The following is a 16464-nucleotide window of genomic DNA, read 5'->3' as shown; positions in this document are numbered from 1 at the left end:
GATTGCGTTCAGCCGCAATCGCGCCAGCGCAGCGGAATCCCAAACCGCGCGGCCAGCACCTCGATGCGCGCCCGCGCCTCCTCCTCGGGGACATGCATTCGGGACGCCGTTTGTTGCAGCCATGCCTCGTCGAGCGGCACGCGGGGATCGAGGAAGGGATCCGTGCCGTCGCATTCATGGGTGAGGAGCCGGCGCTCCTGGCGATCGACGCGGCTCGCCAGCGCCCGGAGGGCCTGCCGCCGGATCGATGCCTCCGGGTCGTCGAGGCGCTGTATCAGCAAAGGTTCGGTCGCCTCGCCCCCGATGCGCGCCAGCACTTCGATGGCGGCGCTGCGGACGGGCATGTCCGGGTTCCGGAGGGGAGCCTCGAGGGCGCGGAGGACGGCGTCCGCGCCCAGGCCGGCGAGGGGCTTTATCGCCCCGTCGCGCGAGATTTCATTCGGGTGCTCGAGGTTTTCGATGAGCGGGGCGATGGCCTCCTCGGCTTTCAGCCGGGCAAGCGCCAGGGTGGCTGCGCGCCGCACCCCCACGTGCACGTCGCGCAAGAGCGCGATGAGCGGCGGAATGGAATCCTGGCTCCGGAGATAGGACAGATCGGTCGCGGCCTCGATACGCATGTCGGGGTCCGGGGCCCCGAGCTGCGTCAGGGCACGCTGGATCGTCGCTCCGCTCGGCAGCGGCGCCCGGCGTTGATAGGAAACACCGCAGCCGCCGCAGAAGCCCTCGACGACCGACTCGATGCCGGCCTCGTCCTCGCGGTAGACTTTGTGTTTCTTCCGGATCTGCAAGGCGAAGCCACAACTCGCGCAGAGGTCCTCCTCGTACATCCGTTCCCAGGAGAGGCCCGTATTTCGCAGAACCGCGGCGATGAACGCGTCCGGCGGACGGTAGCCATGGTCGGTGACGTAGTGATGAATCATCACCGGCGCGGCAAACCTCGACCCGTCGTCGCCGACCACGCGGATCTCCCCGCTCCCGATGATCGGCTTTTTATGACCGAACGAGCAGGTATGGCTCCGGCGGGAGAGCACGATTCTGGCGCGCGTCACGAGGACCGCGAGCCGCACGAGGAATGCGGCGGGCACGGGGCCTTCGGGGAACGAGTGCCCAAGCGCGAGCCAGCCGATGTTGAGGACCGGCGCCGCCCGCCCGCCGGTGTCGTCCTCCGCGTCTCCCTCGGGATCAACGTACGGGCTCAGATCCTCGAACCAGGCCATGCAAGCTCCAACGCGGTCTCCATCCAGCGGTCTCCGGTGAGCCCGAGGCTACACAACCTGCCTCATTCGCTCAAGGATGAAGCAGATCTCGCGCGGGGTTTTCCCTGGCACACACGGCGAGCGCGGCGCCGAGGCCGAGGAGGCTACCCAAGAACAGCCGTGAAGACCGGGAGGAACCAGCCCGAATCACGAACGATTCTTTCGAGGCGTTCGGAGAGCTTCACCGCGCCGCACCCCACTTACTCGCGTGATGCTTCGATCAAGTGCCTGCATCTATCTGCAAATTTCGGGAAGCGTCCTGCGATTCCGGTCAGAATTGCGACTCTTCGGGCACGCGAGCGAAATGGGATCGCCTCGTGCGAAAGGGCGAGCGCCACGCGGATTTCATCGACACCTGCTTCCAGCCAATGCTCCAGTACCTGCCGGATGTGGGCGCCCTCGTCGTCGGTCGAGTAGGTGGCCACACCGAGAAGCAGCGACCCCTCATCGAGAGAGAAGAAATTCTTCTCGACTGCACTCGCAATATCGTCTGGAAGCTTGTCAGCGCCGACGTCGTCGATGATCTCTGCCAATGCGTCGGAGAGCGCGGTCAAGTCATAGTCGCGCGCAGACGGATCGAGGCACATGTTGCGTATACCTCTCCAATGAAATGACGCTGTATTGTTCAGCGCACGCCGCAGCGCGGCCACGTATCCCGCGCGGAAGTCGCGCGACACCGGCGCGTCGCGGAAGGTCAGGTCGAAGCCGTGGAAGGCTCCGGGAACGATGACCTCCTCGCACGGCACGCCGCACGCGGAAAGCCGCCGCGCGTAGGCGACGTCCTCGTCGTGGAAGAGGTCGCACGTGCCCACGCCCATCCACGCCGGCGGCAGGCCCGACAGATCCTCGCGTCGCGCGGCGGCCGCATGCGCCGGGACGACCGGTCTGCCTGGCGCGTGACCGAGGTACGACGTCCAGCCGACCACGTTGCTCTCTTGGCTCCAGAGGCGGTGGTGTTTGCCGTCGATGTCTGTGCGGGTCGCGGTCCGGTCGTCCAGCATCGGATAGATCAAGAGCTGGAAGACGGGCTTCACCTCTTTGCGATCGTGCGCGAGCTGGGCGAGCGCGGCCGTCAACCCGCCTCCGGCGCTCGCGCCGCCGATCGCGATGCGGTCGGGCGCGACGCCGAGCGCGGCGGCCTCTGCAAAGAGCCAGCGGAGCGCGGCATAACAGTCCTCGAGCGGGGCCGGGAACGGGTGCTCGGGGGCGAGCCGATAGTCGACGGACACGATGACGATGCCGAGTTCGCGGGCGTTCGACGCGCAGAGGAGATCGTCTTGCTCCGGCGCGCCGAGGATGTACCCGCCGCCGTGGATCCACAGCAGCGCCGGTGCAGGCCGCGCGAGCGTCGCGGGGCGGTAGATTCGCACACGCACATGCGGGGCGCCGGCAGGGCCGGGCACCTTCACGTCATGCACCACGACGTCGCGCGGCGCACGCGGCACCGGCATGACGCGCATGAGGAAGCGCATCACGGAGAGCAGCCGCGGTGAGATGGTCACGCGCGGGAGGAGGCGCGCGACGCGCGCGAGGTCGGGGTGGAATGCTTGGGACATCGGTTCACGCCTCCTGGCACGCGTCGCGTCGACGCCTGTGATCTCCGATTACCAGGTCACCGGGAGCTCGTGCAAGCCGTACACCAAGGCATCGCTCTTGAACGGCAGCTCCTCCTCGGGCACGGCGAGCCGCAGCTCGGGGATCCGCCGGAACAGCGTGTCGAGGACGATTTGCAGCTCGATCCGGGCCAGATTCTGGCCAAGGCATTGGTGCGCGCCGAAGCCGAAGGCGACGTGATTCCGGGCGCCGCGCTGGAGGTCGAGCTCGTCTGCGTTCTGGAAGACCTCCGGATCGCGGTTGCCGATGTTGGCCAGCACGACGACGCCTTCCCCGGCCCGGATGAGCACACCCCCGAGCTCCACGTCCTCGGTGGCGACCCGACCGACGCCGAGCTCCGCAATGGTAAAATACCGCAAAAGCTCCTCGACCGCCGCCAGGGTCTTTTCGGGATCTTGCCGGAGGGCCGCGAGCTTCTCGGGGTGTTTCAGCAGCGCCAGCGTGCTCAGCGAGATCATGTTCGCGGTGGTCTCGTGCCCGGCGATCAAGAGGATGAAGGACAGGTTGAGCAGCGACTCGTGATCGTACGTGCCCTCTTCGCGCAACTTGAGGACCTGGCGGCCCAGCAAGTCGTCGGTCGGATTTTGCTCCTTGTCGGTCACGAGTTTGTCCAAATAGGAGAGGAGCTCGAAGAAGGCGAGCCCCTTCGCTTCGAGCGGCGCTTCCCGACTCACGAGTGTTGCGGAGCGCGCCTGGAAAAACCCATGATCGGCATAAGGCACGCCGAGCAGCTCGCAGATCACGAGGGATGGCACCGGCAGGGAGAGCGCCTGCACGAGGTCGACCGGGCGAGGCCCGGCCAGCATCGCGTCGATGTGCTCGTCCACGATTTGCTGGATACGCGGCGCGAGCGCGGCGGCCCGCTTGACCGTGAACTCACCGACGACGGCCCGGCGTGCGGCCGCGTGTTCTTGCCCGTCCATCTCGATCAGCAGCGGCTTTCCATTCAGGGCGGGGATCACGAGGGGGGACAGGTGGGGGAAGCCGGGGTTTTTCCGGCTGGCGCTGAACCGTGGGTCGGACAGGAGCGTCCGAATGTCCTCGTGCCGGGTGACCGCCCAGGCCGTCGCGCCCGTGGGCAGCTCGACCTTGGTGATGGGGGCCTCTTGGCGGAAGCTGCGGTGCTGCGCAGGCGGCGCGTAAGGGCAGGTCCTGACAATGGCGAGCGTCGGAATGGCATCGGCGGTCATGGTTCCTCCTCCGGTTCGGGGCTCCACGCTAACCGATCGGTAAGTTCGGTGCAAGCCGATCGGTTAGTTGGGAGCTGACCGATCGGAAAGCATGCCGAGCGGCGAGGAGCGGGCTACTGTCTCGGCTCCCGCGAGGAGGGCCATGACTGCCGGCACCGCTGTCCACGACACCCGATCACGACTGCTCGACGTCGCGCTGACGCTGTTCAGCGAGCACGGGATCGAGGGCACGTCGATGCAGATGATCGCCGACGAGCTCGGCGTCACGAAGGCCGCCCTCTACTACCACTTCAAGTCCAAGGACGAGATCACCGAGGCCGTGGCCTTGCCCGCTTTGCACGAGCTCGATCAGATCCTCGACGACGCGCGCACGAAGCGGAGCCGGGGCGCGCAGATCGAGCACGCGCTCGGCGGGTTCGTCGACCTCATCGTCCGCAAGCGCACGCTGATCCGCCTGTTCAACAGCGACCCCGGGCTCCAGCGTCTCGTCAACCGGACATTGCAGGCGCCGAAGGACGAGGACCTCCGAACCAAATTGAGAAAGGTCTTCGCCGGGGCCGGCCCGAGCCTCGCCGACGCGATCCTGGTGCACGTCATGTCCGCGGGGCTCGCGATGGCCGGCGGCGCTCCCGAGTTCGCAGCCATCGACGACGACACCCTGCGCCAGCACCTCCTCGACCTGGGCAGGCGCCTGCTGGGCCGTCCCCGTCGCTAGAATCTAAGGCGAGCAAGCGGAGCCGCGCTGGACGACGAATCCTCCGCGGCACCAGACGGTGATGCCGTCGACGCATACCTGGCCGAAGTCTTCCACGCCCGCGCAGCTCGGGTTGGGCGAGGGCTCGAGGGCACAGAGGGGTGTGCTCTCCGTCTCGACGCAAAATTCCGAAGGACCACAATCCCCCTCGTTCTGCGTGAGGCGTGCGACCGCAAATCCGGCCTGGCAGCGCGTCTTTTTCCCGTCGACGCAGGCCACGCCGCCGGTTTGCTCGTGGCCTTCGCAAGCGGGCTCCGGGGCGGGCGAGAGGGCGCACAGGGCGAGCGGTTCCTTCGAGACCTCCGACACGCCGACGACGCACGCGACGTCGCATACGCTCTCCCTGAGCAAACGTCCTTTCGCGTCGCAGTCGAGCGCCGAATTTTCGACGCACAAGGTGGCGCCGTGCGCGCAGTCTCCCTCGCAGGAAGGACAACGGCCGTCCGGCTGCGGCTCGCACACGGCCTCTCCGCCTGCTTCCACGCACAGGCCGGTGCAGGGCGCGTCCTCCCACATGTAGATGGGCCGTGTCCCCGGCATGATGCTCATGCCCTTCTCGCCGACGCACCTCTGGAATTGCGATCCGTTGCACCTCGTGGTGCCAGACTCGCATTCGTCTTCGATGCCGCAAGCGGCGACCAACACCAAAGCAACCCACCCACCCACGAGCCACGAGAGCGTACGCATGGGGGGCCGCTGAGCAATCGGCATACCAGCGGCGACATGCACGTCCAGCACCACGCCCGCCCGTCGTGAACGATTAAATATCATTCATGTGCGCTCTCCGCGTCGATCGCTAGCATCTTCGGTACGCCCCGGATCTGTCCCCGGGTCGCCCTTGCCGGAGACGATCGATATGTGGAACCCCGCCCGAGAATGCACCCACGACACCTCCCCCGCGCCGCGCGCCGCGAGGCCCCTGGCCGCCGCCTTGGCCGCGGCTTTGTTTGCGGTTCCTGCCGTCGTCCAGGCGCAGACCCAGGGCGAGGGTGCCGTGACCGAGCCTGCCTCCCTGCTCCCCGCGCCGGTGCTGCTCGCCGCGACTGCGCCGCCCGCGGCGGTCGTCGCCGCACCCGCGGAGCCCGCCATCCCCGCGGAGAGCGGCACGTGCGGCAAGGCGGGGCTCGAGCGCGTCGCGGATGCTGCGCGGCGCGGGACGGTCCGGATCACCACGCATACAGCCTGGGGCGCAGGCTTCTTGCTGGACGACACGCACGTCGTCACCCATTTCCACGTCGTGGATCGGCCGTTCAACCTGCGCGTCCATGCACGCGACGGTCTCTCGATTGGCGCGAAGGTCGTCTTCACCGACGCATTCGAACGCATCGCCGTCTTGGAGCTCGAAGCGCCCATCGGTGGAAAGGCGCTCGAACTCGCGACGTCGGCGCCCGTGATCGGCAGCGAGGTCGTCGCGATCGGCGTTCCTCTCGACTTCGGCACGCGTGAAGATCGCTTCCCGGCCCACCGCCGGGGTGTCGTCGCCGATCGTGACGACGAGCTTCTGTCGATCGACGCGCTGGTCGGGATGAACTACACCGGCGGCCCGCTCCTCGACTGTCAGGGCCACGTGGTCGGCCTCCTCATCCCTCCTCCCTCGGGACGCGCCGTGTGGGAATCTCCGATGGGTCACGCGGTACCGGTCGGAAAAATACGCGAGGCACGCGCGAGCGTGGGAAAGACGCCGCCTCGCAGCCCAACGAACATCGTCCTCGGATTCGCGTCCGCATTCGCGGCTCAATTCGAGCGGGGCAGGGGATTCGTCGGCGCAACGTTGGGCGTTCCAATCCTCTTCCTCGACCAGTTGGAGTTCTTGCCCCGCTTCGGCGTCTTCGCGTACGTCCCTGCGAACAGCAGCGACATCCGCCTGCCCATCGGGCGGACGGACACGGCGCGCATCACGGGGGATCTACGTATCGGGTACCGCATTCCGCTGGTCTCGGCGCCCGCGTCGGTCTCGCTCGTCCCTTCGATCGGCGCCGGCTGGAATTGGGAGTACACGGAGGAAAAAAACTACAACCTCGTGCTCGACAATCCGACGTGCATGAACCAGGCGACCCCGTGCTCCTTCCGAATGAACGAGAACACGAAGGAGTCCTGGACCCACGCCGGCGCGTTGTCCGTGGGCCTGGGCGTGCATGTGCATGTCATGACGTTCGGATACGAGCTGCGCGTGCTGCCGTCGCCGGACGTGAAGTTCATCCATCAGGTCTCGCTGGGCATCTCGACCTTTTGAACGATCGGGCCCGCGGGGCCCACTTAACGATTTTTAACGCAGGCTTCCGCGGGGTGGTATCGTCCGCCCGTGACGATCCTGCTGCCCGGTACGTCGGCGCGCGGCGCCTTCATCGGGCGCGCGCAGGAGCTCCGCGCGCTCGGGGAGCGCATCGACGCCGGCGCTCGGCTCGTGACGATCACCGGCGCCGCCGGCATCGGCAAGACGCGCCTCGTGCTGGAGTGGGCCGCTTCCGCTCTCTCCACCTCCGCGCGCGAGAGGCCGCGCCTCTTCTTCTGTGATCTCAGCGAGGCGAAGGGGATCGACGACGCGTGCGCGGTCCTCGCCCGCGCGCTCGACGTCCCCCTGGCCGCGGGGGGCACCGCCGACGAGGTGGTGGCGCAGCTCGGGCGCGTCCTCGCGGAGTCGCCGCGGAGCGTGGTCCTCCTCGACAACCTGGAGCAGCTCGTCGACGTGGCCCCGCGGATGCTGGGCCCCTGGCTCTCCTTTGCTCCTCGCGCGCAGCTCGTCGTGACCTCGCGCGAGCGGCTCCGGCTGGACGGCGAGGTGTCCCTCGGGCTCGAGCCGCTTGGCGTGCCGCCCGCGGAGGAGCGATCGCTGCGAGCCATCGCCTCCTCGGACGCCGTCGAGCTCTTCGTGGCGCGGGCGCGGGCCGTGCGCTTCGACTTCGAGCTCACCGAGGCCGAAGCCGAGAGCGTCGCCGCGATCGTCCGGCGCGTCGACGGGATCCCGCTGGCGATCGAGCTCTGCGCGGCGCGCATGGGCGTCCTCGCGCCGGGACAGATCCTCGACCGGCTCGCGCGCCGCTTCGAGCTGCTCGTGACGGGCGCCCGCGGCGCGCCCGCGCGCAAGGCCACGCTGCGCGGCGCGATCGACTCGTCGTGGGATCTCCTTGCGCCGTGGGAAAAGGACGCGCTCGCGCAATGCTCGGTGTTCACCGGCGGCTTCTCCCTCGAAGCCGCGGAGGCGGTGCTCGAGCTCGGCGCCGGGCGTGAAGGCGGTGCGCCGCCCGTCCTCGACGTGCTCCAATCGCTGCACGACAAATCCTTGATTCGGGCGTTCGACCTCCATCCGCCGGGCTCTGCGGGCGAGCGCCGTTACGGCATGCTGGAGAGCCTCCGCGCGTATGCCGAGGAGCGGCTCGACGAGCTCGGCGGAAAGGAAGCTGCCGCCCGGCGCCACGCGGCGTATTTCCTCGGCATGGCGGGCCCGCGCGAGGCCGCATTGCCGCGGGTGATCGACGTTCGCCGCGCCTCGCTGGAGGCGAGCAACCTGATCGCCGTGTGCACGCGCGCGCTCGCCCGGCAGCCGCTCACGCCCGAGGACGCGGAGGCCGCCCTCCGCGGGCTCCTCCTGCTCGAACCCGTGCTCCTCCTGTGCGCCAAGGGCCGCCTGGAGCCGTACGTGGTGATGCTCGACGCCGCGCTCGAGGCTGCGGCCCCGCCGGGCCTGCGCACGCGGGCTCTCTACACACGCGCCCTGGCCGACCTGCTCCGGGGACGGGTGCTCGACAGCTTCCTCGGCTTTCAGCGGGCGCTCGACGAAGCGCGCGTGGCGGGCTCGCGCGCCGACGAATGCCTCGCCCTCACCAAGCTCGGGCTGATGTTCGATCAGGCCGAGCGCCCGGACGACGCGCGGTCCTGCTTCGATCGAGCGCGCGCGATCGCCCTCGATCTCGGCGAAGCGTCGCTTCATGCCGACTGGATGCTCACCTACGGCGGCGCGCTCAACTGGCGGGGGCGGGCCACGGAGGCCGTGGGGTACGTGGAGCAGGCAGCCGTAGGCTTCCAGGCCGCCGGTGATCCGAGGGGACACTCCCTGGCATTGGCGCAGGTCGCCCTGGCGCGCCTGAGCCTCGGCCGGATCGACGAAGCCGAGCTCGCCGCCGGCCAGGTGCTCGCCCTGCTCCAGGAAGACCGGCGCACCGAGGGCTACGTGCTCGGCATCCTCGGGCGTGTCCAGCAGGCGCGGGGCCGGTTCGGCGAGGCGCGCGAAAAGCTCGGGGCGGCGCTCTCGATTCACCGCGCCGTCGGCGATCGGTGGTCGGAGGGCGTGCTCCACGGCTACCTGGGCGACGTGGCATTCGAGGAGGGCCTCCTCGACGACGCGCGCTCCGCGTACGGTGAAGCCCTCGCGCGGCTCCAGGGCACCGGGGAGCGGCATTATTCGGTCGTCTTCCTGGCCGCGCTCGGCGCCGTCGAGGCCGGGCTCGGCCACGCGGACGCCGCGGCGGGCCACTTCGAAGCTGCCGCTGCAAGGCTCGTCGGCGGGCGCGTGCTCACGACGAGGATCGCGGTGGAGCTGCACGCCGCCCACGCGGACGCCTTTCGCGCGCGCGTCGCCGCGGCGGCGGGGGATGGGACGGCCGCCGAGCGATATCGCCTCGCGGCCGCCGTGCCGATTGCCATGGCGCAGGCGCCGGCGCCCGATGGCACCCTTGCGCCGGCGCGCTGCTCGGCGGACGTTCGCCTCGCCGTGCGCCTGCTCGAACGCGCGATCACCCTGCCCGCGGCCTCGGCGAGCGAGCCTGCCGATCCGCTCCCGCCGGCGATTGCGAGGCTCATCGTGGGCCCGGAGGCCCGCTGGTTTCGGCTTCAGGATGGCCGCCCGGTGCCTTTCTTGAAAGCGAAGGCGGCGCGCCTCGTGCTGGCTCTCCTCGTTCGTACGCGCATCGGCGCTCCGGGGCGCGCCCTCTCGATTGCGGAGCTCTTCGAGGCTGGCTGGCCCGGGGAACGCATCCCGCCCAAGGCGGCGGCGAACCGCGTCTACGTCACGCTGACCAAGCTCCGAAAGCTCGGCCTCGGCGCCCTGCTGCAGAGCCGCGACGACGGCTTTTTGCTCGATCCCACGGCGGTCGTCCTCGAATCGCTCGATCCCGAGCAGCCGCCGCGACAAACGCTCGACCGCCCGGGCTGCTGAGGCCTCTTAAAACTTTTTAATTCGATACACCTGGCCCGGTCGTGCCGTTCCGGGCGGCTCGAAATGGTGTAGAACCGTCGGGAAATCCAGGGTCGATGCGGTCTGTCGCGTCCGCGCCCACGTCCCCCTCATCCCGTCGAGGTATCATGCGTACTTGGCCGATTGTCGCTGCAATGGTTTCTCTTGGCACGGTCCTCGTGGCCGCGCCTGCGCCCGCGCGCGCCGACATCCTCGTTCCCGACGCTCCCGACACGAACGGCATCCGGGCGATCGGGAAGGGCATCAAGGAGATCGGGGCCGAGAGCCTCCTCGTGCTCAATTACAGCAAGGAGGGCAGCACCTCCTCGATCCGGACCACGAACATCACCGGGCTCTCGTTCCGTTATTTCATCGTCAAGAACCTGAACCTGGAGCTGAATGTCAGCTACTTCTACAAGGGCGAGAACGACGTCGCGCGGCAGGGCGGGGTGTTCACGCTCGGGGGGAATTACCTCATCAACATTGGAAGGGGGTTGTTCCTCAATCCCGGCATCGCGGGCGGCGGCTTCTTCGGCAAGCAGCCCATCAAGGACGCGCCGGAAGGCACGCCGGCGCTGACGATGGTGGGCGGCGCCGCGCGGCTCGGCTTCGGTCTCGCGTTTTATGCGAGCCCGAAGTTCAACTTGTTCGCGAGGCCCGAGGCCATCGTCTTCGTCGGGACGGTGGGAGACGGCTCCACCAGCACCTCGCTCCTGAACGTCGACGGCGGCTTCAACGTCGGGATGAATTACGTCTTTTGAGCCGGACGCGCGCCTCGCTTCACCGTTCCCTCTCGGCGGTCCGCGATGGCTCGGGCGCGAGGTCTGCGCCGTCGTGCGTGCCCTGGGTCGATGCGTGGCCGTGGCTGATCTCCACCCAGGGCAAGATCGAGGCCTGCCGGGTCCCGCGCGTCCACCTCTGGCCCGAGCCCGGTATCGGCTACGCCGTGCGCACGCCGGAACGCGCGGGCCCCTGGACCGCCTCCCCAGACTTCTAGACCTCCGCGCCCCCTGCCGCTCCCTGCGGGCCGCTCGCGCTTGCCTTTGGGGCTTCCCCGAGACGTACCCCGATCGTCCGCCGTTTTTTCGTCAGGCTCACTGAATTCCATACGCAGAATCGCACGGAAGAGGGTTGGCATGGCGCTTGTAATGTGGACGGCACGGGACGCGCATCCGGCATCGAAAATGCGGCTCCGTGCGGGAAGGAGCCAGGGGAGGGGGAACCATGAAGAAGCTCGTGGGTTCGACAGCGTTGGCGCTCATGATGGCATTGCCGGAAGTCGCGTGTGCGCAACCATTCCCGGATTGTCAGTCGGCGTCGAATGACGGTCACAACACCGGCGAGTTGATCGTCGGGCAGATGATGGCGCGGGTGGCCTGCGATCGGAGCTCGGTCAACCGGGCCGTCGATGCGCTCCCCAGGGCCGTCGCGAGCATGCGCGCCACATGGGGAGGAGGGGATGCGCTCAAGCGCTGCTACTTCAGTGGTTTCTACAGCGGCCTGATCGCCAGGCTGGCGCTCGAGCATGCCGTCTGTCGGGAGGCCGATCCCTCGTTCCCGGCGTTGTCGACCCTCAGCGTGGGGAAAATCGCGTCGGCGACGTTCCTCGCCGCGCTCAACTCCGGGCTGCTGATGACGCCCAACGACGTGAATGAGGTCTTCATCGCGGAGCACGGCTTCCTCGATCGCAGCGATCCTACCTCGTGCAGGAAGACCATCGATACCGCGGAGCTCGGGATCGTGCCGCCCATGATCCTGCGCACCTGGGGCATCAGCCTGGACGTCATGGAAATGCGGATCTGCCAGCCATTTTGAGAGCGACATTGAAACGGTCAAACGAGACGGATGAAGGGGGTGTATCATGAAATGCATCGTAGCCATGCTGGGATGGACGCTCGTCACGCTGGGCTTCGCGGCGGAGGCTGCCGCGGCCACCCCGCCGCCCGCATGCCGGACCGAGCGGGAGCAGCGGTTCTTCCGGAGCGGCGTGCAGACCGGGGAGCGCCTGGTTCGCATGGCGTGGGGGGCGGTGGACCGCGAGGGAGAAGGATGCGACCTCGTGCAGCGGTTCGAGTCGGACGTGCTCAGCAACCTCGACGATCTCAGGTTGCCGCCCGGCTCGCACCGAGCCGTCGCCTGTCAGCACGTCGGCATCATCGCCGGAGCCGAGGAGGAGGCCATCCGGAGTCTGAACCGGTGCGTGGGCAGGTGCTGCGAAGAAGGATCCCTCATTGCCAAGATGAAGGGCCAGCTTTACTGCGACCTGTCCATCGCCTTTGGCGGACTCGGGGAGGACCAGTTCTTCGAGAGGCTCGACGTGGCGATATGCGGAGGGGCATTCCAGACCTGCTGCGATTCCACGTACCTCAGCTTTACGCGTGCCTACCGCAACGCCTACGGCGAATGCATCCCCTACACGAGGGGCCGGTTCATCAGCGTGTGGACCCAGGCCCGGCGACTCAGCTGCGCCTATCCCGAGACCTGAACTGAGCGGAGGGCGGTCTTTGCCTGGCGGGCGCGCCGTCGGCGGCTCGCCGGGCAGGGCCACGCGCACGCGCGTGGAGGAATGCGATGAAGCGACCGATTGTGATGACGGCGACGATGGTCCGGCCCGGCGTGCTGCTCGCCTTGCTCGTGTTTTCGAGGGGCGCCCTCGCGGAGCCGCCGCCGGAGTGCCAGGGACGCGAGGAGAGCGAGGCCTTCGAAGCCGGCCGCCGGGCGGGCCGCCAGACGCGGCCTCCCCTGCTGCTCCGCGACCGCCGCGCGGCATGCGCGTACGTGGGCCACGTGGCGGGTATGCTCGAGGAGGTTCCTGTCGGCGTCGCAAAGAACGCCGCCCAGTGCTGCGAGGAAGGGGAGCAGTCCGCGCAGATCATCGGCCAGCTCTACTGCGACCTGTCGATCGCCTTCGGAGGGCTCGACGTCATGGGGTTCATCCCCCGGACACCCCAGGCGACCTGCGGGGCGTCGTTCGAGGCTTGCTGCGACGAGCACTTCACATCGTTCACGCGTGATTACGGCAACCTGAAGAAAGGCATGTGCCGTCCCTACACGGAGGGCGAATTCTCGGGGGTATGGGCGGAGGCGCGCAACAATTTCTGCGGCTATCCCGGCGCGATGTTCATGGAGGCAGAAGAGCCTGAAAAGCAGGGGGCGGAACCAACGCAATGACATGGGGACCTGGTCCCGCCTCCGCCCGCTACGTCTTCGATGACCGCTTCCTCCGCGGCTGCGGCAGCGGCCCCGTCCCGCGCGCCCTCCGCTCGCTCCCCGGCGGCGGCGAGAATCCCGCGGCTTCGAGCTCCCGCACCGTCACCGCGCGCGCCTCCGGCGGCGCCGCCAGCGCGGCCCGGAACAGGATCCCTTCCAGCTCCGCATCGTTCCCCGGGAATTCGTAATCCACGAGCGCCGCCAGCGCGCGCGGGTCGATCCCCAGCGGCGCCTGCCGCAGCCGCTTCCCGATCCGCGTCAGCGCCTCCAGCACCAGCAGCGACAGATCCTCCCCGCGTGACGCGAGCGCCGGCAGCGCCACCGAGCGATCGCCGAGCCGATCCGCCAGCACCTCCGACAGCTTCCCGCTCGCCGCCAGCGAGTCCACCGTGCCCGGCAGCGCCACCACGAGCCCCACGTCCGCGGGCAGCCCCGAGGCGATCCGCATCTGCACGAGCTCCGGCAGCACGTGCGCGTCGAGGAGCACGAGCGTCCCGCCCGCCGCCCGCGCGAGCGGCGAGGCCACCCGATCCTGCCACTTCGCCGGGTCGTGCTCCGCCGGGTTCGTCCCGTCCACGATCACCATCACGCCCTTCTTCCGCGCCGACGCGAGGTGCACGAGCGCCGCCCACGCCACCGCGTCGATCCCGGGGGACGTCAGAAGCGTGACCGGCACGTCCATCGCCGCGAGTTGCTCCAGCCGTTGCACCGCCGCCTGCGCCGCCGGGCTGTAGAGCGCGACCCGCGCCCGCTGCTCGAGGCCCCTCGCAATGGCCTCGAACTGCCCCTCGATACGCCCGAGCTCCGTGGCGAGCCGCGTGCGCTCCGTGTTGACCTTGTCGAGGTCGTCCCGCGCCACGAGCTCACGCTCGCGCGAGCGCGACAGCATCGAGGACACGCCGAGCACCGCGGCCAGCCGATCCGAGAGCTGCCGCAGCGCCCGCACGTCCGACAGCGTCGACGGCGCGACCCGCGCCCCCGCCGGCACCGTGAGCGCCCCGATCGGGCCGTCCGTGTCGCGCACCACGCTCACCGCCGACAGGTGGTTGTCCTCCAGCCACGCGATGAGCGGCCGCACCTCCGGCTTCCGCACCGAGACCGCGTGCATCACCTCGATCCGCAGGATCCGCTCGGGCTCCGCGTCCGCGAGCGAGACGAGCCGCGGCGGCATCTCGGCCTTTTTCGTGTGCATGAAGCCGGCGCGATCCACGCTCACCTGCTCGGCCGGGAAGAACCGGTAGAGCGAAGGCGGTTCGCCGTCTTGCCCGAGCGCGCCGCGCAGCTCGAAGAGCGCCGACCGGAGCGCCTCCTCCGGATCGGGCGTCGTCGCCGCGCGCGCGGCGGCTTGCAGCGCCGGCAAGAGCCGCCCGCTCCCGGGCCCCGCCCGATGCGCGAGCCGCTGCGCGACGAGCGCCGCGAGCGCCGCCGCCCCCGCCGCCCCGAACGCCACCGGGCCCGCGACGGCCGGCCGCACGTGCGCCACGTAGACCGCGCCGAGCGCGATCGGCGCGACGAGTCCCGTCGTCGCGAGCGTCAACCGGAGGGCCGAGAGCGCCGTCTCGGGCTCGCGGCTCGCCGCCGCGAACGCCGCGCCGAGCGACGCGAGCACCACCGCGATCGGCAAGACCCGCTCGGGCGGGAGCACCCGCGCCGCCGCCGCGAGAATGCCCACGGCGAGCGCGATCGAGCCGAGCCAGAGCGCCGCCTGCGCCCGCTCCGCCACGCCGATCTCCGCGCGCCGCGTGGCCGCGAGCCGCGCCGCCGCGAAGAGCTGCACGCCGAGCGAGCCGATCGACGCGGCCACGGTCGCGTAGTCGATGAGCAGCGGATCGAGCCCCTCGGTGCGCTCGGGCAGCATCGCGGCCGCGCCCGGCAGCGCCGCCGCGACCACCCAGAAGAGCGCGGCGAACGCGGCGGCGTCGAGCCTGCGCGCCGACGGGCTCGGCTCGGCGAGCCCGCCGAGCGGCTTGATCCGCGCGATGGCCCAGAGCGAGCCCATCGCCGAGAGCGCGACGCCGAGGTTCTCCCCCGCCACGAAGCCCGCGGTGGTCGCCCCGCATCGCGAGGCGGCGAAGAGCGAGGCGCCGGCGATCGTGACCCGCGCGGCGGCACGCGCGCCGGGATCGAGCGTGTCGTCGCTGCGCGTGTCCTCCGCGGTCAGCCTCCAGCCCACCACACATGCGAGCGGCAAGAGCAGGGCGAACCACGCGCTCCCGTCCCCGCCTGTCGCCCAGAGCCCCGCGACCGCGGCATACGCCACGGCGAGGGCCGCGATCCAGAGCGAGCGGGTGGGCCAGGACATCGCCCGGCAGGGTAGCGGAAGGGGGGCCGCTGGGCCAAAGCCCGGCCCCCGATCCGGTCAGCCGAGGGGCTTACCGCCCGTGACCCCGAGCACCTCGCCGTTCACGTAGCTCGACTCGTCCGACGCCAGGAACACGAACGCCGGCGCGAGCTCCGCCGGCTGCGCGGGCCGCTCCATGGGGCTGTCTTGCCCGAACTCCGCGTTCTTGTTCGCCGGGAACGACTGCACCACGAGCGGCGTCCACACCGGCCCCGGCGCCACCGTGTTCACCCGGATCCCGCGCTCGATCAGCGCCTTCGCGAGGCCCTTGCTGAACGTGACGATCGCGCCCTTCGTGGCCGCGTAATCGAGGATCTCCGGCCTTGGCTGGTAGGCCTGGATCGACGACGTGTTGATGATGACGCTCCCCGGCTTCATGTGCGGCAGCGCGTGCCGGACGAGGTGGAACATCGCGAGGATGTTCACGCGGAAGGTGTGCTCCACGCGCTCGGCGTCGAGCTCCTCGAACGTCTCGACGGCCTTGCCTTGCTCGGCCGCGTTGTTCACGAGGATGTCGATGCGGCCGAACGCCTTCACCGCGTCCTCCACGAGCTTCTTGCACGCGGCGTCGGTCGAGAGATCGCCGGGGAAGAGCGTGGCCTTCCGACCGGCCTCCTCCACGAGGCGCTTCGTCTCGTTCGCGTCCTCGTGCTCGTTCAGGTACGCGATGCCCACGTCCGCGCCCTCGCGCGCGTAGGCGAGCGCGACGGCGCGCCCGATGCCGCTGTCGGCGCCGGTGATCAGCGCGACGCGGTCCTTCAGCCGACCGAGCCCTCGGTAGGACGCCTCGCCGTGGTCCGCCCGAGGCTGCATGCCCGATTCCGCGCCCGGGTGCTCCTGCTCCTGCGCAGGGAACGGAGGCTTCCGCCCGAGATCCTTGGGATCCTTCATCGCAGCTTTGGTCATGATTCCCCTTGGGGCTACCTGGG

13 protein-coding genes are annotated in these 16464 nt (G+C 69.5%); 7 read left to right on the top strand and 6 right to left on the bottom strand.

Going from position 1 to position 16464, the window contains the following annotated elements; all coding sequences use genetic code 11:
* Positions 1-8 precede the first annotated feature (8 nt).
* From POL67_RS40075 to POL67_RS40065, 3 genes are all read right to left on the bottom strand, one after another.
* The gene (locus POL67_RS40075) at positions 9-1217 is read right to left on the bottom strand and encodes a HEAT repeat domain-containing protein (protein WP_271926123.1); all 1209 of its coding nucleotides are present in this window, start codon (positions 1215-1217) and stop codon (positions 9-11) included.
* 239 nt (positions 1218-1456) lie between these two features.
* Positions 1457-2812, bottom strand: coding sequence for an alpha/beta hydrolase (locus POL67_RS40070; RefSeq protein WP_271926121.1), 1356 nt, complete (start codon positions 2810-2812; stop codon positions 1457-1459).
* A gap of 48 nt (positions 2813-2860) precedes the next feature.
* On the bottom strand, positions 2861-4060 hold the full coding sequence (locus tag POL67_RS40065; RefSeq protein WP_271926119.1) for a cytochrome P450: 1200 nt from the start codon (positions 4058-4060) through the stop codon (positions 2861-2863).
* A gap of 142 nt (positions 4061-4202) precedes the next feature.
* Here POL67_RS40065 and POL67_RS40060 point away from each other — a divergent pair, with 142 nt between their 5' ends.
* Positions 4203-4775, top strand: a complete 573-nt coding sequence (locus tag POL67_RS40060; protein ID WP_271926118.1) for a TetR/AcrR family transcriptional regulator — start codon at positions 4203-4205, stop codon at positions 4773-4775.
* A gap of 3 nt (positions 4776-4778) precedes the next feature.
* Here POL67_RS40060 and POL67_RS40055 read toward each other — a convergent pair whose 3' ends face one another.
* A complete protein-coding gene (locus POL67_RS40055; RefSeq protein WP_271926117.1) occupies positions 4779-5363 on the bottom strand; it encodes a hypothetical protein in 585 nt (194 codons plus the stop codon).
* A 445-nt stretch (positions 5364-5808) separates the two neighbouring features.
* On the opposite strand from POL67_RS40055, the gene POL67_RS40050 reads away from it, so the two are divergent.
* The 6 genes from POL67_RS40050 to POL67_RS40025 all read left to right on the top strand — a co-directional run bounded on the left by POL67_RS40050 (position 5809) and on the right by POL67_RS40025 (position 13155).
* A complete protein-coding gene (locus tag POL67_RS40050; protein ID WP_271926115.1) occupies positions 5809-7047 on the top strand; it encodes a trypsin-like peptidase domain-containing protein in 1239 nt (412 codons plus the stop codon).
* 69 nt (positions 7048-7116) lie between these two features.
* Entirely contained in the window at positions 7117-9966 is a 2850-nt protein-coding gene (locus tag POL67_RS40045) for an AAA family ATPase (RefSeq protein WP_271926114.1), read from the top strand.
* Between the two features lie 146 nt (positions 9967-10112).
* On the top strand, positions 10113-10745 hold the full coding sequence (locus tag POL67_RS40040) for a hypothetical protein (protein ID WP_271926113.1): 633 nt from the start codon (positions 10113-10115) through the stop codon (positions 10743-10745).
* A gap of 463 nt (positions 10746-11208) precedes the next feature.
* A complete protein-coding gene (locus POL67_RS40035; RefSeq protein ID WP_271926111.1) occupies positions 11209-11799 on the top strand; it encodes a hypothetical protein in 591 nt (196 codons plus the stop codon).
* A gap of 46 nt (positions 11800-11845) precedes the next feature.
* A complete protein-coding gene (locus POL67_RS40030) occupies positions 11846-12469 on the top strand; it encodes a hypothetical protein (protein ID WP_271926110.1) in 624 nt (207 codons plus the stop codon).
* Positions 12470-12555: 86 nt separating this feature from the next.
* A complete protein-coding gene (locus tag POL67_RS40025) occupies positions 12556-13155 on the top strand; it encodes a hypothetical protein (protein WP_271926109.1) in 600 nt (199 codons plus the stop codon).
* Between the two features lie 28 nt (positions 13156-13183).
* On the opposite strand, the gene POL67_RS40020 is transcribed toward POL67_RS40025, so the two are convergent.
* Positions 13184-15496 carry an AAA-type ATPase lid domain-containing protein gene (locus tag POL67_RS40020; RefSeq protein ID WP_271926108.1) on the bottom strand — a complete coding sequence of 771 codons (2313 nt, stop codon included), beginning with the start codon at positions 15494-15496 and terminating at the stop codon, positions 13184-13186.
* A gap of 57 nt (positions 15497-15553) precedes the next feature.
* Entirely contained in the window at positions 15554-16441 is an 888-nt protein-coding gene (locus POL67_RS40015; protein ID WP_271926107.1) for an SDR family oxidoreductase, read from the bottom strand.
* Positions 16442-16464 lie beyond the last annotated feature (23 nt).

This window comes from Polyangium mundeleinium (genome assembly GCF_028369105.1).
GTDB lineage: Bacteria > Myxococcota_A > Polyangia > Polyangiales > Polyangiaceae > Polyangium > Polyangium mundeleinium.
This window is presented reverse-complemented; position numbering and strand designations above follow the sequence as displayed.